Genomic DNA, 26,780 nt, shown 5'->3' with positions numbered 1-26,780 from the left:
CCCCGATTCGTCTGAATGCGAAACGCAGCCCGCATTCACCCGTTTCGAGGACCACCGATGAACGTAACCGCCTGGCTCTACCGGCCAGCCCAGATCACCTGCCTGCTGCTGGTCAGCGCCTACGCCCACGCCGCCAAGCCCGGCGACGTGTTCAAAGACTGCAAGGACTGCCCCGAGATGGTCGTGCTGCCCGCCGGCAGCTACGTGATGGGGGCCCCCGACGACGAAGTCGGCCGCCAGCCCGACGAGGGCCCGCTGCACACCGTGACCTTCGCCAAGCCCTTTGCCATGAGCCGCTACCAGGTCACCGCCGGCGAACTGGACGCCTATATCAAGGCCACCGGCACCGTCATCAAGAGCGGCGACGACCGCCCCGGCCGCTGGTGCGAAGCCAGCAAGCCCACTTACAAGCAAGGCCCCCGCCAGCCGGCGGTGTGCGTCGACTACGACGAAGTGCAGGCCTACACCCAATGGCTGGCGAAAACCACCGGCAAGCCGTACCGCATGGTCAGCGAAGCCGAACGCGAATATGCCGCCCGTGCCGGCTCCAGCGGCCCGTTCCCCTTCCCCTTCGACGAACCGGGCAAGTACGAGATCAGCAAGCACGCCAACACCTATGGCCCCAAGGACGGTCATACCTTCACCGCCCCGGTGGGCAGCTACCCGCCCAATGCCTTCGGCATGTACGACATGCACGGCAACGTCTACGAATGGGTCGCCGACTGCTACCACGACAGCTACGAAGGCGCCCCCACCGACGGCAGTGCCTGGATCCAGGACCCCACGTGCATCCGCGCGCACATGCGTGGCAACGACTGGGGCGAACCGCCGATCTTCTCCCGCTCGGCCAACCGCAACGACCGCCTCAAGACCACCCGCGGTGACTTCCTCGGCTTTCGCGTAGCACGCGAACTGTGAAGTTGTGACGCGGTTAACGCAGCATCGGTTAAAAAAATCGTCAATAAGAATCGTTCCGGTTTTTCACAGGTGCTGCGTCCTATAGCTGACATAGAAAAAACCCTCTGCCAACGAGACCGCAATAGATGTCCAAGTCCCTCCCCGGCTCGCTCAACCCGCTTGCCAAAGCATTACTGATCCGTCATTCCCTTCGTCCCCAACGCGCGTTCACACGCATCGGTGTGGGCCTGGCGATATCCGCTGCAATGGTCGCCCAGGTGCAGGCGCAGGAGTGGACCCTGGATATTCCCGCGCAGTCGATGAACTCGGCGTTGCAGGCACTGGCCAGACAGACCGATACCCAGTTGCTGTATAGCCCGGAGGACATCAGCGGGTTACGTTCCACGGCCCTCGAGGGCCGGCATGACCTGCAGTCTTCGCTGCAGACATTACTGCAAGGCACCGGGCTGCGTTACCAGATCGATGGCAACACCGTGACAGTGACAGCCGGTTCGGCGGCACAGGACGGCCAGGTCGAGCTTTCGGCAACCAACGTCAATAGCGTGGGGCTTGGTGCCACTACCGAAGGCACGGGTTCCTACACCACCGGTGTGACCAACACCGCCACCAAGATGAACCTGTCGATCCGTGAGACGCCGCAAACCATCACGGTGGTGACCCGCCAACGCATGGATGACCAGCACCTGAGCAGCATGACCGACGTGCTGAGAGAGACCCCTGGCATTACCATGTCCCAGGATGGGGGCGAGCGCTTCAACATCTATTCTCGCGGCAGCGCAATCAACACTTACCAGTTCGATGGCGTCACCACGTTTCAGGATAACCAGACCCGTAACATGCCCAGCACCTTGCTGGATGTGGCCCTGTATGACCGGGTGGAGATCGTCCGCGGTGCAACGGGCCTGATGACCGGTGCCGGCGACCCCAGTGCCGTTGTCAACCTGATCCGCAAACGCCCGACGCGGGAGTTCAAGTCCTATATCCAGGGCGGCGCTGGTTCCTGGGATTACTACCGCGCAGAAGCGGACGTTTCCGGCCCACTGACCGAAGAAGGCAACGTACGCGGACGCTTTGTCGCCGCACAGCAGAACAACCACACCTTCATGGACTGGTACACCCAGGACCGCAGCATCCTGTACGGCGTACTGGAAGCGGACCTTACCGACACCACCCTGGTTCGTTTCGGTATCGACCGACAGACCTACAAGGTCAATGGCGCCTCAGGCGTTCCGCTGATTTTCACCAACGGCCAGCCCACCAACTTTTCCCGCTCGAAAAGTTCCGATGCTCGCTGGGGTTACGATGACTACGAAACCACCAACTACACACTGACGCTTGAGCAGCAACTGGCCAACGATTGGCAACTGAAAGTTTCCACTCTGTACATGGACGTCGATCGCGACACGTTCTCTTCCTATATTTCTACCAGAACCAACAGGTCGTACCTGGAACCTGATGGCTCGACGACCATCAACGCTGGCGTTGCATCGGCGGACCAATACCAGAAAGCTGCTGACGTTTCCCTCCAAGGGCCTTTCCAGTTGTTTGGACAATCTCATGAACTCATTTTCGGCTACAACTACCTGGAGTATGAGAACAAGCACCGCGAATACGCCGGCCCTGACCAGAAAATCAATTACTTCACTTGGGAAAACGTGACGCCCAAGCCAGGCAAAGACGAGCTTTCGCCAAGCATCAAATTCGATATCTTCAACCGCCAGAGCGGCTACTACGTCGCCGGACGGTTCAACTTCACTGACGACCTGCACCTGATTCTGGGTGCGCGTGCTTCCGACTACCGCTTCGACTACAGCCTGGGCATCATCGGTAAACCAATCACGCCTGATACCCAGAAAGAGCATGGAGTAGTGACGCCGTATGCCGGTCTCGTCTACGACCTGACAGAAGAGCAATCGGTGTACGTCAGCTATACCGATATCTTCAAACCACAGAGCAATATCGACGCCAGCGGCAAACCTCTTGACCCGGAGGTCGGCAAGAACTACGAAATGGGTTGGAAGGGTGAATTCCTGGATGGCCGTGTCAACGCCAACGTTGCCGTCTACTTGGTACAAAGGGACAACTTCGCCGAGGAGACCACCGAAAAGTCGCCGACCGGCGGCAATGCCTTCAAAGCGATTGACGGTGCAGAGACCAAAGGCGTGGACCTGGAACTCTCGGGCGAAGTACTGCCTGGCTGGAACGTCTATACCGGCTACAGTCATTCCCGTACCGAGGACGCAGATGGCGTTCGCCAGACCACCCAACTGCCGATGGACACATTCCGCTTCTGGAACACCTACCGCCTGCCAGGCGATTGGGACAAGCTGACCTTGGGCGGTGGCGTGAACTGGAACTCCAAGTCCACACTGCAGTATCCGCGCTACAACGGCCACGTCACCCAGGATGACTACTACGTCGCCAGCCTGATGGCTCGGTACCGTATCAACCAGAACCTGGCGGCCACGCTGAACGTCAACAACCTCTTCGACAAGAAGTACTACGCAGGCATGGCAGGCAGTTACGGCCACTACGGTGCGCCGCGCAACGCCACGGTGACTCTGCGCTACGACTTCTAAGCCGCACAGGCCAGACCCGGGACATACACCGGGTCTGGCCACACTTACCCCGCTTCGCCCTCCCTGCGCCCTCTGCTGTTTCCTCTCCCCTTGCTACCACACATTGCGTGCCGCCCTTGCAAGTCATTCCTGTCCGTGCAAGCGCAGCCCCGAGGGGTGCAAGGCTACGTCAACCCTGTGAGCAAACGACATCGCCCCGCATCAGCAGCTTCCAGGCTGCCAGTGCGGGGCGATGGGTGATGACATCAGGTCAGCCCGTCAGCGTCCTTCAATCGGCCATGGCGTCCTCCATCGTCCAGTGCATGGCCAAGCCTTCGATCACTTCAGGCTGCCTGAGAATGTCATAGTGCCCCGCCTCGACCGCATGGTTCCCCTCTGTTTCGAAAGTCCAGGCCGGGTCGCTATCCTGGCCAGCCCACCAGCAGGTTGCCAATGCCCGGGTCCGTGGCAGGCTGGTCAGGTTCGCCGACAAGGCTTTCAAGCGCATCGCCACCACAAATGTGTGGGCCAATTCGGCACTGTCGATATCGGCATAACGTGACTGGCCGGCCTGCGCGGCGCGTATCTGCCCAATAACGCCCTGCAGCGACTGAACATCAGTACCCACGGCCACGGCGGGCACTGCCAGCTGTTGCTTGGGTACGCCCAGCAACACGCTGAGGAAACCCTGCAAATCGTCCTTCCAGTCCCCGACCACCTCAGCATGTGACGCATTTGGCACAAAGCTGTCCACCAAGCCAAGCAATGCCACTGCCTGCCCCTGTCGCTCCAGCTCCTGGGTTACCAGCACCGCCAAGGTGCCACCCAGCGACCAGCCAACCAGCCGATACGGCCCTTCAGGCTGCTTCTGGCGGATGTACTGCGCATAGTCGATAGCCATCGCCTGCAGCGACTCGTCCTGCCACGTGCGGTCCAGCAGCATGCGGCACTGCACGCCATAGACACTGCACACACCTTCCAGGCGACGCGCCAGAGGCTCGTAGTCGAACACCGTGCCGAAGCCTGCATGCAGGCAGAACAGCGGCGTGCCACTGGCGATACGGGTATTGAGCAACAGCACCGGGTCCAGGCTGGCTTCAGTAGCCGAGTAGCCCGACAGCTCACCAATGGTCGGTCTGGCCATTACGTCACGCAACTTCAGGTCCAACTGCAAGCCGCTGTGCCCACGCACTTTGGAGAGCATTTTCAGCACCCGTAGCGAATCGCCACCCAGCTCGAAGAAATTGTCGTCCATACCGATTTCCTCAACACTCAGCACCTCTTGCCAGATTTGCGCCAAGGCCTGCTCGACCTCGTTGCGCGGCGCAAGACGCAGGCGCTGCCCTACAAAATCAGGTGCCGGCAGCGCATTGCGGTCGATCTTGCCGTTGGGTGTCAGGGGCATCGCATCAAGCAGCACCAGTTGCGCTGGCACCATGTAATCCGGCAGCTCCGCACGCAGGGCTTCGCGCAATTGTGCCGGCGTGGTGACCACACTACTGCTGACCACATATCCAACCAGTTGCTTGCCGGTGGCACCTTCACGCGCCACTACCACTGCATCGCGCACCCCAGCCAGGTTGCGCAGGCGTGCTTCGATCTCGCCTGGCTCGATGCGAAACCCGCGAATCTTCAACTGGTTGTCGAGTCGGCCGATGAAGTCGACGGTGCCATCGGCACGGCGGCGTACGCGGTCGCCGGTACGGTAAAGGCGCGCACCGTCGGCGAACGGGTCGGCGACAAAGCGCTCGGCGGTAAGCGCCGCACGCTGGTGATAGCCCCGCGCAAGCCCTTCTCCACCGATGTACAACTCACCCGCCACGCCATCAGGCAGTGGATTGAGGTCTTGATCGAGCACATGCAGGGTACGCAGGCCGACCCGATCACCGATCGGCGCATACACTGCCTGGCAGGACTGCATGGCCGATACCTTCCACAGCAACGGCGTGACCACCGTCTCGGTAGGCCCGTAGCCGTTGGTCAGGTATTGCGGCCGTAGCGAACGCTTGACCAGTTCGAACAGGGCATCGGGCACCGCATCGCCACCAAAGCAGTAAATGCGCACAGGCGGCGCAGCCTGTTGCTGGCTCTCGCCGAACTCGGCCAACTGTTGCAGATAGGCCGGCGGGAAGCAGGCGATATCGATGCGCTGCTCATGGAGGACTTGCCAGGTTTCCTCCGCAGTCCACAGGCTATTGCCACGGACCACCAGGCAGCCACCTGACGACAGCGTCGACAGCCAGCGCTCCTGGGCGCCATCGAAAGCGAACGACATGAACAGTAGCTCACGTGTGCTTTCGTCCATCTCATAAAGCTGAACAATGGCCTGGCAATGCATACGGATCTGCCCGTGGCTGACTGCCACGCCCTTGGGCTTGCCTGTCGAGCCAGAGGTGTAGATCAGATAGGCCAGGTTGTCGTCCAGCACCGGCACGTGCGGCACACTGGCAGGCAGGCCTGCCAGCTCCAGGCGGTCAAGCTCGACGCACTGTTCCACCTCGGTGAAACGCTCGCGCAAGGCACTGTTGGTCAGCAGCAAGTGCATGGCCGAGTCTTCGACGATCCACTGCAAACGCTCCTGAGGATAATCGATGTCCAGCGGTACGTAGGCAGCACCGGTCTTCATCACCGCGAGGAAGGCGACAATCACCTCTACCGAGCGTTCCAGGGCAATACCAACCGTGGTTTCCGGCCTGGCACCCAGGGCAAGCAGGTGGTGCGCCAGGCGGTTGGCACGCTGGTCAAGCTGCGCATAGCTCAACTGCTGACCAGCGCAGACCACTGCCGGGGCATCAGGCTGCAGTCGAGCGTGCTCGGCGATACGTTGGGCCAAACCCGGCACATCCGCTGTGCCTGGCACCATCAGGTTGCGCTCGTTGGCCTGCTGCACTTGCCCTGATGTCAGCATTTGCAGGCAGCCCAGGGCGGCATTCGGGTTGTCCAGCATACCTTCGAGCAGGCGCTCGAAGCTGCCACGGATAACCGCGGTAGCGGCCTCACTGAAGCTGCCACGCAGGTACATGAACTCCACCGAGAGAACATCGGTCAGGTGTACGGCAAGGTCCATTGCATAGTTGGTCACACCTCGCTCGGTCACGGCGCCAAACTGCAAGGCGTTATCGCTGCTGTCGTGCAGACGATCGTCCAGCGGGTAGTTCTCGAACACGATGATGCTATCGAACAACGGTTGCCCCGGGCGCCCGGCCCAGCGCTGAACATTCGACAACGCCGCATGTTCGTGGTCACGCAACTCAAGGTTGTAGTCCTGCAGTTGCCGCAGCCAGTCGCTGACGCGCCAATGTGCGGCAGGCGCCTGCACGACGGGGAGCGTATTGATGAACAAGCCGAGCATGTTGTCCACACCCGGCAGGTTCGCCGGCCGGCCGGCCACGGTAGCGCCGAAACAGACAGCCTGTTGCCCGCTGTAGCGCTGCAACAGCAGCAACCAGGCGGCCTGCACCAAGGTATTGGGTGTTACCCGCAGGCGCTGAGCCAGAGCACGCAGGCGCTGGGTACGCTGGGCATCCCAATGCAGGTAGAGCGCTGCATGCCCTGACAGGTTGGCATCCGGCCGTGGCAGCAACGCCTGCTCCAGCAGAGTTGGGCTTTCCAGCGCGGCAAGCTTGCGCGTCCAGAACGCCTCGAGCTCGGCCTGAGGTTGTGCCTCGAGCCAGCGGATGTAGTCGCCAAAGCGCGGTACAAGCGTGTCCAGCGCCTGTCCATGATAGGCCTGGAACACTTCACCCAGCAGGCGCGAGTTGCTCCAGCCATCCATCAGGATGTGATGACGGGTCCAGATCAGTTGCATGCGCTGGCCATCCAGACGCACCAGCGTTATCCGCATCAACGGGGCCTGCGACATGTCGAAGGCCTGCTCGGCGTCGCTGTCGACCAAGGCCTGCAAAGCCGCGGCCTCGACCTCACGGTCACGCCAGTCAAGCACCCGGATCGACAGTTCGGCATGGCGATGAACGATTTGCATCGGTTGTGTCAGTTGCGCGTCGGACCAGAACCCGGTGCGCAGGATGTCATGCCGCGCCACCACCTGTTTCCAGGCCTCTGCAAAACGCTCGATATCCAGGCCGTCAACCGCTACCGACGTCTGGTTGAGGTAGAGCGCCGCGTCCCCACCCTGGGCGCTATAGAACAGCATGCCTTGCTGCATCGGTGACAGAGGGTAGATATCGTCAATCTGCTCCACGGGTACCGGCAGCCGATCCAGCTGCGCCTGGGTCAGGCCAGCCAAGGATACCGGTTGGCTGCCTGTGACCTGATCATCGCTAACTTGCACGCCAACTTCTGCAACGCCAGCCAGCAGTTCCACCGTCTGGTGCTGGAACAGTTGCTTGGGCGTAAAGCGGATACCCGCCTGGCGCGCGCGGCTGACCAGCTGAATCGAAATGATCGAATCGCCACCTAGCTCGAAGAAGTTGTCGGTAATCCCGACTTGCGCCACTTTCAGCACGCCAGCCCAGATATCCGCCAGTTGCCGCTCAAGCGCATTACGCGGTGCCACATGCTCACTGTGCGCCTGCGCCTGGTCGATACCCGGGAGCTGCTTGCGGTCAAGCTTGCCACTCGGGGTCATGGGCATGCGCTCGAGCAGCATCAGGTAGGTCGGCACCATGTAGTCCGGCAGGCTGGCCTTCAGTGCCTGCTTCAGCGCCGCGCACAAATCCGCACTTTCAACGGTTTGGTCAACAGGCACCACATATCCGCACAGCTGCTTGACGCCTGCATGGTCGGCGGCGATAACCGCTGCCTGGCGGACCTGTGGATGCGCTTGCAAGTGTTGCTCGATCTCGCCCAGCTCGATGCGAAAGCCACGTACCTTCACCTGATGATCGGCCCGGCCACGGTAGGCGAGCTCACCCTGCTCGTCGAAGTATCCCAGGTCACCGGTACGGTACAGGCGCGCGCCCGGTGTTTCAGCCAGCGGGTCCGGAATGAAGCGCTCGGCGGTCAGCGACGGCCGCTGGTGGTAGCCACGAGCCAGGCAGCCGTCACCACCGATGTACAGTTCACCCGACACACCGATTGGCGTAGGCGACAGGCCATCATCCAGGGCACGCATGACGCGCCCGGCCAGCGCACGACCGATCGGCACGCCGTTCTGCGCGCCGGGCACCTGTGCCAGACGCGAGCAATCATAGGTGGTAGCGACCACAGTAGCCTCAGTGGGGCCGTAGGTATTGAGCAAGCGTACCTGCACCGGCCCATCCTCCAGCCATGCCTGCAGCCCGTCCAGGGCCACGGCCTCACCGCCGACGTGGATCTGTTTCAAACGGCCATAGGTGTGCGCAGCGCGGCGATCCAGCGCCAGCAAACGCCAGTAGGCCGCTGGCAGGTCAGCCACGGTGACGCCATGGCGAATGACCTGCTCGCTGAAGGTGTCGGTGTCCCACAGCTGCTGGTCGCGCATCACCACGCACGCACCACGCGACAACGGTGGGAAGAACTGCTCGATGAACCCGTCGAAACTGAATGTGGCGAACTGCAGTACCCGGTCTTGCGGGGTCAACTGCGAGTAGACACTGGCGACGTCACAAAACACCGACAGCGTTTGGTGAGCAATGGCCACGCCCTTCGGCATGCCGGTGGAACCTGAGGTGTAGATAACATAGGCCAGGCTGTCGAGCGAAACCTCGCAGGGCAGCGACTGCTCACTAAAAGCTTGCAGCCACTGCTCACCCGGCTGCAGGTCGATGCATGGCAGGCCTGCAGGCACCGGCATGCGCGCCATGGCCTCAGCGTCGCCCAGCAGCGCGCCAATGCCGCTGTCCTGGATCAGGTAGGCCAGGCGGTCCTGTGGGTAGTCCGGGTCCAGTGGCACGTAAGCCGCGCCGGCCTTGTGGATGGCAACCAACGCCACGGCCAGTGCCAGGCCGCGTTCGGCAGCAACGCCCACCAGGCTGTTGGCAGTAACACCGTGCGCAACCAGCAAGTGCGCAAGGCGATTGGTGCGCAGGTCCAGCTCGCGGTAGGTCAATTGCTCCTCACCGAACACCAGCGCCAACGCATCGGGTCGCTCACGGGCTTGCGCCTCGAACAACTGGTGAGCACACATGCCGGACGGGGTAATTGCCGCGCTAGGGTTCCAGTCATGCAGCACCCGTTGGCGCTCGGCCCCACCCAGCAACGACAGCTCACCAATAGCCGTCGTAGCATCATCGACCAGTGCCCGCAACAGATTGCCGAAATGCTCGGCCAAGCGCTGGATAGCCACATCGTCCCAGTTGGCGCGGTTGTGGCTGTACTGGATGGACAGGGTCTCACCCAAGGTGGCGGCCAGGGTCAGGGGGTAGTTGGTCTGCTCCAGGTTGGCCACCGGACCGAAGCGCAGCCCCTCTGGTGCACCCTCTTGCAGAGCCTGCGAAACCGGGTAGTTCTCGAACACCAGCAGGCTGTCGAACAGCGATTCGCCGCCCAGGCCGGCCCAGCGCTGCACCTCGTTCAACGGAGTATGCTCGAACTCGCGCATGGCCAGGTTGCAGGCCTGCACCTGGGCAACCCATTCGGCCACGGTCTGCTCGCTGCGCGGCGCACCGATGACCGGCAAGGTATTGATGAACAGGCCGATCTGCTCCTCCACCCCCGGCAGGTCCGCAGGGCGCCCCGCCACGGTGGCACCAAAGCATACGGCAGGCTGCCCGGTGTAGCGTTGCAACAACAGCAACCAGGCAGACTGCACCAGGGTATTGACGGTAACCCGGTTGGCACGCGCGAAGCCTTCGATTCGCTGGGTTATCTCGCGATCGAACAGTTGATAGTGCTCACCCTGGCCTTGCTGCGGTGGAGCGCCTCGGCGCACCGCCTGGGACAGCCGGGTCGGCTCCCCCAGCGGCGCCAACCGAGCCTTCCAGAACGCTTCGGCTGCCGCTGCGTCCTGGCGCTGCAGCCAAGCGATATAGTCGCGATATGGTGCCGTCTGTGCCGTGACCTGCCGCCCGGCATAACGCTGCAGCACCTCTCCCAGCAGGCGTGAAGTGCTCCAGCCATCCATCAGGATGTGATGGTTGGTGTAGATCAAATGGTGGCAGTCATCCGCCGTGCGCACCAGCGTCAGCCGTTGCAGTGGTGCCTGGTCTAGCGCGAAACCAGCTTGGCGGTCACCCTCGGCCAAGGTTTGCAGTGCCTGTTCCAATGCCGACTGGCCGCGCCAGTCGTGCTCGACCAGCGCCTGCACAACTTCCTTGTGCACCACCTGCACGGCCTGCTCCAACTCACCCTGCCAGATAAAACTGCTGCGCAGGATAGCGTGGTTATTCACCGCCGCCTGCCAGGCCTGGTGGAAGCGCTCCACGTCCAGCCCCTGGACATCCACGCGCATCTGGTTGATGTAGTCACCGGACTGCTGTTCGTACAGGGTATGGAACAGCATGCCCTGCTGCATCGGCGACAATGGATAGAGATCGGCGACCTGCTCGACCTGCACGGGCAGGTTGTCCAGCTGCGCCTGCGTCAGGAAGGCCAGCGGGAAGTCCGAGGGCGTGACGCCACGGTGCTGTGGCTGGCTGCAATGGGCGATAAGCAGCGCCAGCTCTTGCGCATAATCGTCGGCCAGGTGCTGGACAGTAGCCTCGTCGAACACTTCGCGGCTGAAGCTCCAGCCCAGTTTCAGTTCACCTCCATACACCTGCCCGTTCAGTGCCAACAGGCTGCCCAGCGGCGCATCTTCGTCACAGGTGGAGCCAGGGTACTCCTTGGCTGGCTCAAACAACCCCGCTTGCTCGTCGAAGCTGGCGTCAAACTGGCCGAGGTAGTTGAACACGATCTCGCCACGCGGCAAGGCCGCCAGGATCGCCTGCGCCTCGGCGTCGCCCTGGTAGCGCAGCAGACCATACCCAAGCCCTTTGTTGGGCACCGCGCGCAGCTGCTCCTTGATGGCTTTGAGCGAATCGGCCATTCCGGCCTGTGGGCTGAGCCTGACCGGATACATGCTGGTGAACCAACCCACGGTGCGGCTCAAGTCGACCCCCTCGAACAGGTCTTCACGCCCATGGCCCTCCAGGCGCACGAGCACATCGGCGTTACCCGTCCAACGGCTGATCACCCGGGCGAGTGCTGTCAGCAACAGATCGTTGACCTGTGTGCGGTAGGCTGCCGGTGCGTCCTGCAGCAGTTTCCGGGTCAGCTCGCGGTCAAGGCGGGTACTGACCGAGGTGGCATGCCGCCCCAGGTTGCTGCCTTGTGGGCGGTCGCACGGCAGGACATCGCTGGCGCCGTGCAGTTGCGCCTGCCAATAGCCGAGCTCCGCTTGCAGCGCTGCGCTAGTCGCATGGCCCCGTAACTGCTCGGCCCAGGCTTTGAATGACGTTGTCTTGGCCTGCAATTGCACCAGCTCGCCTCTGCGCAACGCCTGGTAGGCCAGCTGCAGATCTTCCAGCAGCACCCGCCAGGACACGCCGTCCACAACCAGGTGATGGATGACCAGCAACAGGCGTTGGCTGCCGTCCGGCAAGTCGGCCAGAACGGCACGCAGCAACGGGCCGTGCTCCAGGTTCAGGCTGCACTGGGCCTCGTTGGCCAACGATGTCAGCGCCCCAGCATCTGCCACCTCTCGACGCCACAACAGAGCCTGCCCGGCACCGCCGAAGCTGGCCTGCCAACGGCCATGCTCCTGGACGAACTGCAGGCGTAGTGCATCGTGGTGTTCGACCAGCGATTGCAACGCTGCTTGCAGGTGGTGTTCATCCAGCGTCTCGCTGGCGCGCAGCATCACCGACTGGTTCCAGTGATGCCGCTCGACGATGTCCGATTCGAAGAACCAGTGCTGGATCGGAGTCAGCGGCATGCTGCCTTCCACCCGCCCTTGATCGATTGCAGTACCGGTGTTTCGTCGTGCAATCGCCGCCAGCCCCTGCACAGTCTGGTACTGGAACAGTTCCTTGGGGGTGAACTGGATGTCCAGCTGACGAGCACGGCTGACCACCTGCAGCGACATGATCGAGTCGCCGCCCAACTCGAAGAAGTTATCGGCAAGGCCAACCTTCTCCAACTTCAATACATCGGCCCAGATCGCCGCGATCTGCTGCTCCAGCTCGGTTTGCGGCGCGAGGTATTCACCCTGCAGCAAGCTGGCGTCCGGCGCCGGCAGGGCCTTGCGGTCGAGCTTGCCGTTAGCGGTCAGTGGCAGCTGCTCCAGGAACAGCAGATGCGCGGGCACCATGTGTTCAGGCAGGCTGGCCTTCAGTTCGGCGCGCAGGCTGTCACGCAACACGGCCTGCTGTTCAGCCCCCTGCAGCATGCCAGCGTCGACGGGTACCACGTAGCCCACCAGTTGCTTGCCACTGGCGCCATCCACCGCCAGCACCGCTACCTGGCGCACCGCAGGTTGTTCGAGCAAGCGTGCTTCGACCTCACCCAGCTCAATACGGAAACCGCGAATCTTCACCTGATGGTCGATACGCCCGATGTATTCGATGACCCCGTCGGTACGGTAACGGGCCAGGTCGCCCGAACGGTACAGGCGGCCACCGTTGTCATCGAAGGGATTTGGCACGAAGCGCTCGGCGGTCAACCCGGGGCGACCGTGATAACCCCGCGCCAGGCCCGCCTGGCCAATCAGCATTTCACCTGTGCAGCCCGGCATGATCGGGTTCAATGCCGCATCGAGCAGGTACCACGACAGGTCGGGAATCACCTCGCCGATCGGGCTGCTGGCACCCTTTTGCAAGTCTTCGAGGGTGATCGGCCGGTAGGTCACGTGCACGGTTGTTTCGGTAATGCCGTACATGTTGATCAAGCGCGGCGTGCGGTCACCAAACACGTCGAACCAAGGCTTGAGGCTGCTCACCTCCAAGGCTTCGCCGCCAAACACCACGTATCGCAGGTTCAGGCCCTGGCCGGCCTTCGCCGCCTCGCAGGCTACCGGGACAAGCGGCTTGAAGGCTGATGGCGTCTGATTGAGTACGGTAACCTGCTCACGTACCAGCAAGGCATGGAAGTCTTCGCTGGAGCGTGCCACATCCTTGGGCACGATGACCGCTCGGCCGCCATACAGCAACGCGCCATACAGCTCCCATACCGAGAAGTCGAAGGCGTAGGAGTGGAACACCGTCCATACGTCACTGGCGTCGAAATGGAACCAGTGGCGGGTAGCTGCAAACAGCCGCACCACGTTCCGATGCGGCAGCAGCGTCCCTTTGGGCTTGCCGGTAGAGCCCGAGGTATAGATCACATAAGCCAGGTTGTCCGCGCTCACCTGGCAGGCAGGGTTGGCTTCGCTGTAGCCGGCCAACTCGGTATCGCCGTCCAGCATCAGTGTCTGCACGCCTGCCGGTACGGGTAGCGCGTCACGCAGGTGCTGCTGGGTCAGCAACAGGCGTATGCCGCTGTCCTCGAACAGGTAGCTGAGGCGGTCCTGTGGATACTCCGGGTCGAGTGGCACGTAGGCAGCGCCCGCCTTGAGAATGCCCAGCAGGCCGATGACCATCTCAAGGCTGCGCTCAACGGCCAGGCCAACCAGCACATCCGGCCCGGCACCCAGCTCCAGCAGTTTGTGCGCCAACTGGTTGGCCCGTCGGTTGAGCTCGGCGTAACTCAGGGTCTGCTCGCGGCAGACCAGCGCCACCGCATTCGGAGCGGCTTGGACCTGGGCCTCGATCAGTTGATGAAGGGGCTGCTCGCCTGGGAAATGCGTCAAGGCCGGGTTCCAGGCCTGCACGGTCTGATCCTGCTGCGCCAGGCTGACCAGCGGCAGATCGACTACGCGCTGCCCGGGCTGGCGCACGATCGCCTCCAGCAGGTTCACCCAGTGTTGTGCCATCTGTTCGATGGTCGCGGCATCGAACAGGTCGGTCGCGTAACTCAGGGCAGCGCCGAGGCTGTGCTCGTATTCAAAGGTGTCCAGGGTCAGGTCGAACTTGGCCGTGTCGTGGTCCCAGGTCAACCCCTCCACCTGCAGCCCCGGCACGCTGCGCTGCTTGCCCTTGGCCTGCATCTGGTGGTTGTACATCACCTGGAACAATGGGCTGTGGCTCAGGCTCCGTTCGGGCTGAAGGGCATCCACCAACTGCTCGAATGGCAGGTCCTGGTGGCTCTGCGCGCCCAGCGCACGCTGTTTGACCTGCGCCAGCAGGTCACTGAAGGTCATCTGCAGATCGAACTCGGCGCGCAATACCTGGGTATTGACGAAAAAGCCGATCAGCCGTTCGGTTTCCACCCGGTTGCGGTTGGCAACCGGGACCCCGACACGGATGTCCGACTGCCCGGAATAGCGGTGCAGCAGGGTCTGGAAACTGGCCAACAGCAACATGAACAGTGTTGCGCCCTGACGCTGGGCCAACTGCCTGAGCGAATGCACCAGGGCCTCGGGCAGCCGAACCTCATGCCGGGCGCCTCGGTGGCTACTGGACACAGCACGGGGGCGATCGGTCGGTAATTCGAGCACTGGCTGCTCATCGCCAAGCTGTGCCTTCCAGTACGCCAGTTGCCGTTCCTGTTCGCCCGCTTCCATCCACTGGCGTTGCCAGATCGCATAGTCGGCATACTGGACCGGCAGCGTCGGTAGCTGCACCTCCTGGCCTTGGCTGTAACCCGCATACAGCTGCATCAACTCATCGATCATCAGCGGCATCGACCAGCCATCGGACACGATGTGATGCATGGTCACGACCAGCACATGCTCGTTCTGGCCCAGGCGCAGCAACTTGCCCCGCAGCAGTGGCCCCTGCTGCAGATCGAACGGGCGGCGTGCCTCGGCTTCCACCTGCTCACGCACCTTGGTTTCGTCGGCGCATTGCAGCGTCTGGATATCCAGCGCCAGAGTGTGTTCGGGGTGAATGACCTGTACGGCGCCCTGCCCTTCTTCGCTGAAGGTGGTGCGCAGGGTTTCGTGGCGGGCAATCAGCGCATCGAAACTGCGCTGCAACGCCTCGACATCCAGATGACCTTGCAGGCGCAAGGCCGCTGGTAGGTTATAGATCGATGCGGCAGGCTCCAGTTGCCAGAGAAACCATTGCCGCTGCTGGGCATAGGAGAGGGGCGGCGACGCTTCAGGCTCACGCTTGAAGATCGGGGTGACGCCATACAGGTTCACCCCCTGTTGCTTGAGCAAGGCTGCCAGGGCCTGGCGCTCTTTGGTGGACAGTAGCTTTACAGACTCAAGCAGCTCTTGCACAGTCAAAATCTCCTAAGAAACCAGCTTTTCAATTTCCTCCGTAGTTAGACGTTTCAGGGCCTCCAGGGATTTAGCCAGTTCATTCTGAACGGGGTCTACCTGTGGCATGAGCTGCTCAAGCTGCGCGCAGTAGTCGCCCAGATCGGGGTGTTCGAACAGCGCCTTCAGACTGACCGGCAGCCCGGCCTGCTCCTGGACCCGACTGGTTACCTGGGTTGCGATCAGCGAGTGCCCACCCAGCAGGAAGAAGTTGTCACCCAGGCCAACCCGTTCGACTTTCAGCACATCTGCCCAGATGGCGGCCACCTGCTGTTGCAAGGGTGTGCGCGGCGGCACATGGGCTTCTTCCGGCAGGGCAACGTCCGGGCGTGGCAGCGCCTTGCGGTCCAGCTTGCCGTTGGGTGTCAGTGGAAGCTTGTCGAGCAGCAACAGGTAGGAAGGCACCATGTATTCCGGCAGGTGTTTCCTCAATGCAGCGCGCAGGTGGTCACGCAGGAACGATTGCGCAGCGGCATCGACCATCACGCCAGCATCGGCAGGCACCACATAGGCCACCAGGTGCTGGCCAGCGGGCCCGTCAACGGCCATGACCACGGCTTCGCGCACAGCCTCCTGCTGCAGGCGCACCTCGATCTCGCCCAGTTCGATGCGGAAGCCGCGGACTTTCACCTGATGGTCCACCCGGCCGACGTACTCCAGCACACCATCAGGCCGATAACGGGCCAGGTCACCGGTCCGGTAGATGCGCCCGCCCTGCGCATCGAAGGGGTTGGGAATGAAGCGCTCGGCGCTGAGCCCCGGGCGCCTCAGGTAACCACGGGCCAAACCGGCACCGGCCAGGTACAACTCACCGACGACGCCCACCGGCACCGGTTGCAGTGCACCGCTCAACACGTAGGCAGCACTGTTGTGCAAAGGCCGGCCGATGTTGGCCTTACCACCGGCCGCCCTCAGCGTGCAGGTGGAATAGGTCGTGTCTTCGGACGGGCCATACAGGTCGTACACATCACTCACATGCTCCAGGTGGTAGAGGTCATCGACAATCGACTGCTTCAGTGCTTCACCACAGAGGTTGATGGTTTTGACCGATGGCGGAATGTTACCGGTTTCGCACAACTGCTTGATGGCCGAGGGCACGGTATTCACCAGCCGCACCCGGTCCTTGGCAGCCAGGTTCGGTAGCTCGAGGGCATTGGCAGCCAGCACCGCATAGCCACCGGCCGACAGGGTGACGAACAGCTCCCAGACCGACAAGTCGAAGCAGATCGAGGTGGAGAACAGCACGCCACACAGGTCTGCCTGGCTGTAAACCGACAGCGACCAGCCGATCAGCGCCGCCACGCTGCGGTGCTCGACCTGCACGCCCTTGGGCTTGCCCGTCGAGCCTGATGTGTAGATGCAGTAGATAAGGTTGCGAGGGCTGGTCACACAGGTCAGCTCGGTGTCCGGGTAGCCTTCCAGCGACAGCTGGTCGAGCAGCAGCGTGCGCGACTGGAACTGCCCGGGCAATCGGGCAATCAGGCTGGTCTCCGACAGCAGCAGGATCGCCTGGCTGTCTTCGAGCATGTATTCCAGGCGGTCCTGCGGGTATTCCGGGTCCAGCGGCACGTAGGCGCCACCCGCCTTGAGAATAGCCAGCAGGCCGACGACCATTTCCAGGGTGCGCTGCATGGCGATGCCCACCAGCACATCCGGGCCAACCCCCTGTTCGCGTAGCTTGTGCGCCAACTGGTTGGCCCGGCGGTTGAGGGCGGCATAGCTCAGCGTCTGCTCGCCGAAGATCAGCGCCGGGGCATCCGGGGTTTTCGCCACTTGCTCCTCGAACAGCTGGTGGATGCAACTGGCATTCGGGTAGCTGGCCTGGGTAGCGTTCCAGTCTTCGATGATCTGCCGGTGCTCATTGGCGTCCAGCAGGGCCAGGTCTGCGATGCGCTGGGTGGGCTGCTCGACGATGGCCGTCAGCAGGTTCTGCCAGTGTCGGGCCAGGCTGCAGGCAGTCGAGGCATCGAACAGGTCGGTGGCGTAGACCAGTGCAGCGCCGATACCGGTTTCGTGTTCGAAGGTTTCCAGGGTCAGGTCGAACTTGGCCGTGTGGTTGTCCCACGCCACAGCTTCCAGTTCCAGCCCCGGCAGACTGCGGCGCTCGCCCCTGGCCTGGGTCTGATGGTTGAACATCACCTGGAACAGCGGGCTGTGGTTAAGGCTGCGCTCTGGTTGCAGGGCCTCCACCAGTTGCTCGAACGGCAGGTCTTGATGGGCCTGAGCCTCGACCACACGCTGTTTGACCTGGCCCAGGAAATCCGTGAAGGTCATCTGCACGTCGAACTCGGCCCGCAGTATCTGAGTGTTGACGAACAGGCCGATCAGGCGTTCTGTTTCCACCCGGTTACGGTTGGCTACCGGCACGCCGACGCGGATATCAGCCTGCCCCGAATAGCGGTGCAACAGGATCTGGAAGCTGGCCAACAGCAGCATGAACGGCGTTACGCCCTGTTGCTGGGCGAACTGCTTGAGCGCACGCGCCTGCTGTTCCTGCAGGTCAATAGCAAGCCGCCCTCCCTTGAGGCTGCTGACCGCTGGTCGCGGGCGGTCCATCGGCATTTCCAGTACCGTGTCCTCGCCACCCAGTCGCGCGGTCCAGTAGGCCAGTTGCCGTGCCTGCTCACCGGCCTCCATCCAGCTACGCTGCCAGATGGCGTAGTCGGTGTACTGGATGGGCAGCGCGGGCAGCTGCACATCACCGCCCTGGCTATAGGCCTCATACAGACGCATGAGCTCTTCCACCATCAACGACATGGACCAGCCATCGGCAATGATGTGATGGAGGGTCAGCACCAGCACGTGCTCGTGCGCATCGCGCGCCAGCAGTTTTACCCTCAGCAGCGGCCCATGCTCCAGGTCGAAGCCTTGACGTGCCTCGTGCTCCACTTGCTCGCGCAAGGCCTCCTCGCCTGCCCCATTCAGCTGTTCATAGGTCACCGTCAACGCAAGGTGTGGGTGAACCACCTGCTGCACCTGCCCGTCCTGTTGGTGGAAGGTGGTACGCAGCGCATCGTGCCTGGCCAGCAGGCTGTCGAAGGCTCGCTGCAGGGCTGCCCGGTCCAGGCTCCCCTTGAACCGCAAGGCCGAGGAAATGTTATACACCGCGCTCGCCGGGTCCAGCTTCCATAGGAACCACTGGCGTAGCTGGGCGTAGGAAAGCGGCAGCTGCTCGAAGTCTCCGCGCACCTGCGGAATGGGCAGTTGCGCCAGGCTGCCGCCCTTGGATGCCAGCTTTTCCAGAAACAGCTTGCGCTGCTCGAGCGGCAGCCGAATGAAGCGGTGAACCAGATCGGTGTTGCGGTTATCGGTGCTCATCTCAAACTGCCTCAAGCTCATTCATGAAATCGTGGAACTCGTCCAGGTCTGCCGTGCATTCGGTAATTGCTGCGCTGACGGCGGCGGCGTAGTCACCAAGGTTGTCGGTCTGGAAAATCAGGGCCAGGGGTGTATCCGCACCCAGTTCCATCTGCAGGCGCGCCACCGCTTGCGTGGCGAGCAGGGAATGCCCGCCAAGCTGGAAGAAGTTGTCGCTCAGCCCGACCCGCTCCAGCTTCAGCACATCCGCCCAGATCGCCGCGATCTGCTGCTCCAGATCACTCTGGGGCGCGATGTACTCGCCCTGCAACTGACTGGCATCCGGCTGCGGCAGGGCCTTGCGGTCCAGCTTGCCGTTCGGCGTAACTGGCAGTTTGCCAAGCAGCAGCAGGTGCGCCGGCACCATGTAGTCCGGCAAACCGGCCTTCAGCGCCTCGCGCAGGCTGTCGCGCAATGCACCTTCGTCTTGCGAGCTGTCGGCAGGCACCACATAACCCACCAGCTGCTTGCCGCTTGGCCCGTCCAAGGCCAACACCACGGCTTCCTGCACGCTCGGCAGCTCCAGCAGGCGCGCCTCGATCTCGCCCAGCTCGATGCGCAGGCCGCGGATCTTCACCTGGTGGTCGATGCGCCCGGCGTAGTCGATCACGCCATCGGCGCGGTAGCGCGCCAGGTCGCCGGTGCGGTACAGGCGCCCGCCGTTGTCGCTGAACGGATCCGGCACGAAGCGTTCGGCGGTCAGCGCCGGGCGTTGGTGGTAACCACGCGCCAGGCCGACACCGCCGAGGTACAGCTCGCCGGCACTGCCGCGTACCGCCGGTTGCAGGCTGCCTTCGAGGATGTGGGTCTTGAGGTTGTCGATCGGCTGGCCGATCGGCACGCTGATGCGTTCGTCCGGCTGGCAGGTCCAGTGGGTGACGTCGATCGCCGCTTCGGTCGGGCCGTACAGGTTGTACAGGCCCGCCGCCGGCAGGCGTTGCAGGGTCTGGCGGGCCAGCTCGGCCGGCAGTGCTTCACCGCTGCACACCACGCGCTTGAGGCTGACGCAGCTTTCGACCGCTTCGTGGGTCATGAACGCCTGCAGCATCGACGGCACGAAGTGCAGCGTGCTGATGCCGTGGTGGTTGATGGTTTCGACCAGCAGCTGCGGGTCGCGGTGCGCGCCCGGCTGGGCCACCACCAGGCGTGCCCCGGTCATCAGCGGCCAGAAGAACTCCCACACCGACACGTCGAAGCTGAACGGGGTTTTCTGCAGCACGCTGTCGCTGGCGTCCAGGCCGTAGGCCTTCTGCATCCACCACAGGCGGTTGACCAGCGCCTGATGGCTGTTGCCAGCGCCCTTCGGGCGGCCGGTGGAACCGGAGGTATAGATCACGTAGGCGAGGTTCAGCGGGGCCACGTCGATGTTCAGGTTGGCATCGCTGTAGCCGTCGAGGCTCTCGGTATCCAGGTCCAGGCTGCGCAGGCCGGCCGGGATCGGCAGGGCTTGGTGCAAGTGCGACTGGGTCAGCAGCAAGGCGATGCCGCTGTCCTCGAACATGTAGCTCAGGCGGTCCTGTGGATATTCCGGGTCCAGCGGCACATAGGCGCCACCGGCCTTCACGATGCCCAGCAGGCCGATGACCATCTCCAGGCTGCGCTCCATGGCGATGCCTACCAGCACATCCGGGCCCACGCCCTGCTCGCGCAGCTTGTGCGCCAGCCGGTTGCTACGGCGGTTGAGCTCGGCATAGCTCAGGGTCTGCTCGCCAAAGGCCAGCGCCGGGGCGTCCGGGGTGGCGAACACCTGGGCTTCGATCAGCTGGTGGATGCTGCGCTCGTCCGGGTACGTCGCCTGGGTTTCGTTCCAGCCTTCGACCATTTGCTGCTGTTCTGGCAGGCCCAGCATTGGCAGCTCGCCCACCACCGCGTCGGCATTCTCCACCAGCGCCTGCAGCAGGTTGGCAAAGTAGCCAGCCAGGCGGCCAATGCTCTCGTCGCTCCACAGCGCACGGTCGTGGCTGTACTGCATCGACAGCGTGGTGCCCAGTTCCACCACCAGGGTCAGCGGGTAGTTGGTCTGCTCCTGCACGGCCACGTCGCCGAAGCGCAGGCCACCGGGCGCGCCCTGTTGCAACGCCTCGGCCACCGGGTAGTTCTCGAACACCAGGATGCTGTCGAACAAGGCGTCACCGCCCTGCCCCGCCCAGCGCTGCACGTCGTACAGCGGGGTATGCTCGAACTCGCGCACGGCCAGGTTGCCGGCCTGCACCTGGCCGATCCACTCGGCCACGGTCTGCTCGGCACGCGGGGCGCCAATCACCGGCAAGGTGTTGATGAACAGGCCGATCTGCTCCTCTACGCCCGGCAGGTCTGCCGGGCGGCCGGCGACCGTGGCGCCGAAGCACACGCTGGCCTGGCCGGTGCAGCGCTGCAACAGCAGCAGCCAGGCCGATTGCACCAGAGTGTTGACCGTGACCCGGTTGGCCCGGGCGAAGGCTTCGATGCGTGCAGTCTGCTCGCGGTCGAAGGCCAGGCGGTGGTCGCCATGGCCGCTGCCGTTTGCGCCTGCGCTGCCGGCGATGGCCTGGGCCAGACGGGTCGGCTCGTCCAGGGCCGCAAGCTGGCCTTTCCAGAAGGCTTCGGCAACGGCCGCGTCCTGGCCCTGCAGCCAGGCGATGTAGTCGCGGTAGTGCGTGGCCTGGGCCTGCGGCGCCAGGCCGGCATAGCGCTGCAGCACTTCACCCAACAGGCGCGAGGTGCTCCAGCCGTCCATGAGGATGTGATGGTTGGTATAGATCAGGTGGTGGCGGGTATCGCCCGTGCGCACCAGTACCAGGCGCAGCAGCGGCGCGGCAGACAGGTCGAAGCCGCGCTGGCGCTCACCCTCGGCCAGTGCCTGCAATGCCTGCTCCAGCGCCGGCTGGCCACGCCAGTCGTGCTCGCTGCACGGCAGTTCGACGGCCTTGCGTACCACCTGCACGGCTTGCTCCAGCTCGCCTTGCAGGATGAAACCGCTGCGCAGGATGTCGTGGGCATCGAGCGTGGCCTGCCAGGCCTGCTGGAAACGCTGCACATCCAGCCCGTCCACATCCACGCGCAGCTGGTTGATGTAGTTGCCGGCCTGCTGGTCGTAAAGGGTGTGGAACAACATGCCCTGCTGCATGGGTGACAGCGGGTACAGGTCAGCGATCTGCCCGGGCTCAAGCGGCAGGCTGTCCAGTTGCGCCTGGGTCAGCGCGGCCAGCGGGAAGTCCGACGGTGTCACGCCATGGTGCCGGGTATCGCAGCAGTGCTCGACCAGCTCTGCCAAGGCCTGCCCGTAGGCCTGGGCCAGCTTCTCGATGGTGGCCGGGTGATGAACGTCGGCGCTGTAGGTCCACTCCAGGAACAACTCGCCGCCGTACACCTGGCCGGTGATGCTCAGCCAGTTGCCCAGCTGAGCGCCGGCACATTGGGTACGGCCTGCACTTTCCCCGCTCGGGGTGAACAGGGTGCCGGCCTCGGCATCGAAGCTGGTATCGAACTGGCCCAGGTAGTTGAAGGTGACACGGGCCTGGGTGGCACGCTCGAGCCGGTCACGCACTTCAGCATCGCCGAAGTAGCGCAACAGGCCGTAGCCGAGGCCTCTGTCCGGCACGCCGCGCAGTTGCTCCTTGATCGCCTTGATCGACTGGCCAAGGTCCTGGGCGGGTGTGAGGCGCACCGGGAACAGGCTGGTGAACCAGCCCACGGTGCGGCTGAGGTCGAGGTCGTCGAACAGGTCTTCGCGGCCATGGCCTTCCAGCAGTACCTGCACGTTGTCCCGTGCGCTCCACTGGCACAGGGTGCGCGCCAGCGCGGTCAGCAGCAGGTCGTTGATCTGCGTGCGGTAGGCCGCCGGGGCCTGTTTCAGCAGCTTGGCGGTGCGCTCGGCATCCAGCCGCGTGGCGGCGGTGCGGGCATGGGTGTTGGCCAGGCTGCCCTGCGGGTTGTCACGCGGCAGTTCGCCGTGGTCGCCGGCCAGGGCCTGCAGCCAGTAGTCGCGCTGTGCATGCAGCGCCGGGCTGCCGGCATGGCTGACCAGGCGCTCGGCCCAGGTTTTTACCGAGGTGGTCTTGGCGGGCAGGCTCACGGCCTGGCCGTTCAGCAGTTGCCGGTAGGCCGCTTGCAGGTCTTCCAGCAATACCCGCCACGACACGCCGTCGACCACCAGGTGATGGACTACCAGTAGCAGACGCTGTTGGCCATCGGCGAAGTCGAACAGTTCGGCGCGCAGCAGCGGCCCGTGCTCCAGGTTCAGGCTGGCCTGTACCTGGTTGCCGGCGGCGTCCAGTTCATTCAGTGCGGCCAGGTTGCGCTGGTGCAGCAGTGGTGCATTGGCCAGCGGCTGGAAGCGCGCCTGCCACTGGCTTTCGCCACGGCTGAAGCGCAGGCGCAGGGCATCGTGCTGCTCGACCACGGCGCGCAGGGCTGCCTCCAGGTGTTGCACCTGCACCGGGCTGGCCGGCTTGAGCAGCACCGACTGGTTCCAGTGCGCCGGCTGGGCGATCTCCATCTCGAAGAAACGCGCCTGGGCCGGCAGCAATGCCACCTCACCGCTGGTGGCGGTGTCCACGGCTGCGGCCGCAACCGCTTGCTTGGGCTCGATGCGCTTGGCTACCTGGGCCAGCTGGGCGATGGTCTGTTGTTCGAACAGCTGCTTGGGGGTGATCCTGATGCCCTGGCGTTTGGCCCGGGCGATGATCTGCAGGCTGAGGATCGAGTCGCCGCCCAGTTCGAAGAAGTTGTCGGTGCTGCCGACCTGCTCCAGCTTGAGCACATCGGCCCACACTGCGGCCAGCTTTTCCTCGATATCGCCTTGCGGCGCCACATAGCCACGGCTGACCGCGCCCGGTGCCGGCAAGGCGCGCTTGTCGAGCTTGCCGTTGGCAGTCAGTGGCAGGCGCTCCAGCAGCAGTATCTGCGCCGGCACCATGTAGTCCGGCAGGCGTGCCTGCAGTTGCGCCTGCAACTGCTGCACGGTCACGCCTGCGTCGGCTACCCCGTAGGCCACCAGTTGCAAGCGCTCGGCGTCGCCCTCCAGCGGCAAGGCCAGTACCACGGCCTCGCTGACACCGGGCAGGCCGGCCAGCACCCGGCCGACTTCACCCGGCTCCACACGATAACCACGGATCTTCACCTGGTCGTCGGCACGGCCAATGAACTCGACCAGGCCATCGGCAGTGAGCCGCGCGCGGTCGCCGGTGCGGTACAAGCGGGCACCACCCTCGGTCGGCACGAAGCGTTCGGCGGTCAACGCTGGCTGGCCCAGGTAGCCCTGGGCGACGCCTTGCCCGCCCAGGAAAAGCTCACCGGGCACCTGCGCCGCCAACGGGTTGAGGTAGCCATCCAGCACCTGGGCGCAGGCGTTGCCCAGCGGGCGCCCGACCGGCACCGTGCGGCAACCTGGCAGCGGCTGACCCGGCTCGAAGGTGAGCACGCCGACAGTGGTTTCGGTCGGGCCGTAGTGGTTGATGACCCGGCAGGCCGGGCGCAGCTCGCGGACCTTTTCCAACAAGCCCCAACTGCATGCCTCGCCCCCCAGGATCAGCGCTTCGGCGGGCAGCACATCGGCGGCGCGAGCCGCTTGCAGCAGCCCTTGCAGGTGGCTCGGCACCAGCTTGAGCACGCCGACCTGGTGCTGCGCCATGTAGCTGGCGAAGCCATCCGGGTCGAACGCCAGTTCCTGCGGTAGCAGGTGCAGCAGGCGGCCCGAGGCCAGGGCACCGAACAGCACGGTGTGGCCCAGGTCGGCCGCGGTGGTGGAGACCATCGCCATGCTCGCTGCGGCCGGCAGTTGCAGGCGTTCCAGCACCGCCTGAATGTAGCTGGCAAGTGCGCCGTGGCTGACCACCACGCCTTTCGGCTGGCCGGTCGAACCCGAGGTGTAGATCAGATAGGCCGGTTGTTCGGCGGCGATGGCCACTTCGACCGGGCTGTCACTGCAGGTAGCCCAGGCGGTGTGATCGCAGGCAATCAGCTGCACGCCGTCCAGGCCAGCAAAGCGCAGGTCGCCCGGTTCGTGCATCAGCACGGCGGCGCCACTGTCGGCAACCAGTTGTTGCAGGCGCTCCTGCGGTTGCTGGGTGTCCAGCGGCAGGTAGGCGGCACCGGTCTTGAGCACTGCGAGCAAGGCGCTGATCCAATCGATGGAGCGTGGCAGGCATAGGGCAACGATGCTGCCGGCACCGACGCCGTGCTGGCGCAGGTAGTCGGCCAGGCGGTTGGACGCCGCCTCCAGCCCGGCCTGGGTCATGAACCGGTCACCGGCACGCACACCGCCGTGGGCCTGGCCTTGCGCCAGTGCCTGGCGCCACAGGGCTAGGAAAGTGCCGTGCGGGTAGGCCTGCGTGGCCGCTGGCAGCAGCGTCGCCACTTGCGGGCTATCGACGATCGCCTGCTGCGGGTCGCGGATCAGCGCATCCAGCACCTGGCGCAGCGAAGCGGCCATGCGTTCGATGGTGGCCTGTTCGAACAGGTCGGTGGCGTAGGTGAAGTAGCCTTCGATGCCGTCAGCCTTGTCGGAGAAGTCGAACGCCAGGTCGAAGCGGGCATCGCCGCCATCACGGGCAAAACCTTCCACCTCCAGCGCGCCCAGGCGCCTGCGCCCTGCATCGCTGGCGGCCACGTGCTGGTTGATCTTGAACTGGAACAGCGGGTTGTGGGCCAGGTTGCGCTCGGGCAGCAAGGCATCGACCAGGTGCTCGAACGGCAGTTCCTGGTGCGACTGGGCGCCGCCGATCACGTCTTTGACCTGCTCCAGCAACGCGGCGAAGGTGGCGCGCTCGTCCACCTGAACACGCAACACCTGGGTGTTGATGAAGAAGCCGATCAGGCCTTCCAGCTCCTTGCGGTTGCGCCCGGCGTTCGGAGCACCGATGCGGATATCAGCCTGGCCGCTGTAGCGCGACAACACCACCGCCATGGCCGCCAGTACCAGCACGAATAACGTGTGGCCACCCTTGCGCGCCTGGCTGCGCAGGGCCTCGGCCTGCTCGGCGCCAATGTCCACGCGCACCACCGCGCCACGCTGGCTGGGCGTGGCCGGGCGCTCGAAGTCCAGCGGCAGGCTCAGCACCGGCTGCTCGTCGCCCAGCTGGGCCTGCCAGTAGGCCAGCTGGCGCTGCGCTTCACCGGCCTCAAGCCAGGCGCGCTGCCAGATGGCGTAGTCGGCGTACTGGATCGGCAGCGCCGGCAACTCGGCCTGCCGGCCTTCGGCCAGGGCGCTGTACAGCTGGATGAATTCCTGCACCAGCACATCGCTGGACCAGCCGTCGGAGATGATGTGGTGCATGCTCAGCGCCAGCACGTGGTGATCGGCGGCCACGCGCAGCAGGGTCACCCGCAGCAGCGGACCGGTCAGCAGGTCGAAGGGCTGCTTGAGGGCCGCGTCCACGGCCACGCTCAGCGCTGCCTCATCGGCGGCACCGTCGAACATCACCAGTTCCAGCGCCAGCGGGCAGTGCTCAAGGATTTCCTGGTGGAACTCGCCCTCCTCCGAGGCGAAGCGCGTGCGCAGCGACTCGTGGCGTTGCACCAGCGCATCCAGCGCCTGTTGCAGCACCGCCTGGTCCAGGGCGCCCTTCAGGCGTACCGCCATCGGCACGTTGTAGGCCGGGCTGTCGGGCTCCAGCTGCCAGAGAAACAGCAGACGCTGCTGGGCGTAAGACAGCGGAATACGCGCCAGGCCCTGGCGCGCAGGCACGATGGGCAGCAGGCGGAAGCTCTGCCCGCTGGCCTGCATCTTTTCCAGGATCTGCTGGCGTTGTTCCACGGGGAGGCCAACGAAACGTTGGGCGATGCGTTGTGCGGCAGTGAGTTCCATG

Annotated in this window: 5 protein-coding genes; 2 read left to right on the top strand and 3 right to left on the bottom strand. The window is 63.9% G+C overall.

The genetic code is table 11. The annotated features are described in order from the left end of the window. Positions 1-57 precede the first annotated feature (57 nt). Both ACIQYU_RS06690 and ACIQYU_RS06685 read left to right on the top strand, forming a co-directional pair. Positions 58-918 carry a formylglycine-generating enzyme family protein gene (locus tag ACIQYU_RS06690; protein WP_233687542.1) on the top strand — a complete coding sequence of 287 codons (861 nt, stop codon included), beginning with the start codon at positions 58-60 and terminating at the stop codon, positions 916-918. A 125-nt stretch (positions 919-1,043) separates the two neighbouring features. Further along, positions 1,044-3,497, top strand: coding sequence for a TonB-dependent siderophore receptor (locus tag ACIQYU_RS06685; protein WP_402798625.1), 2,454 nt, complete (start codon positions 1,044-1,046; stop codon positions 3,495-3,497). Between the two features lie 268 nt (positions 3,498-3,765). Here ACIQYU_RS06685 and ACIQYU_RS06680 read toward each other — a convergent pair whose 3' ends face one another. The 3 genes from ACIQYU_RS06680 to ACIQYU_RS06670 are packed head-to-tail and all read right to left on the bottom strand — an operon-like array spanning position 3,766 to position 26,779. Further along, positions 3,766-15,597: an amino acid adenylation domain-containing protein gene (locus ACIQYU_RS06680; RefSeq protein ID WP_402798623.1), complete on the bottom strand. Its 11,832-nt coding sequence runs from the start codon at positions 15,595-15,597 to the stop codon at positions 3,766-3,768. Positions 15,598-15,609: 12 nt separating this feature from the next. Continuing rightward, entirely contained in the window at positions 15,610-18,954 is a 3,345-nt protein-coding gene (locus tag ACIQYU_RS06675; RefSeq protein WP_402798621.1) for an amino acid adenylation domain-containing protein, read from the bottom strand. Position 18,955: 1 nt separating this feature from the next. Then, positions 18,956-26,779, bottom strand: coding sequence for an amino acid adenylation domain-containing protein (locus ACIQYU_RS06670; RefSeq protein WP_402798619.1), 7,824 nt, complete (start codon positions 26,777-26,779; stop codon positions 18,956-18,958). Between the last annotated feature and the right edge of the window lies 1 nt (position 26,780).

Source organism: Pseudomonas sp. NPDC096925, assembly GCF_044762545.1.
GTDB lineage: Bacteria > Pseudomonadota > Gammaproteobacteria > Pseudomonadales > Pseudomonadaceae > Aquipseudomonas.
Note: the sequence above shows the minus strand (reverse complement) of the source record. Positions and strands in the feature narration are given on the sequence as shown.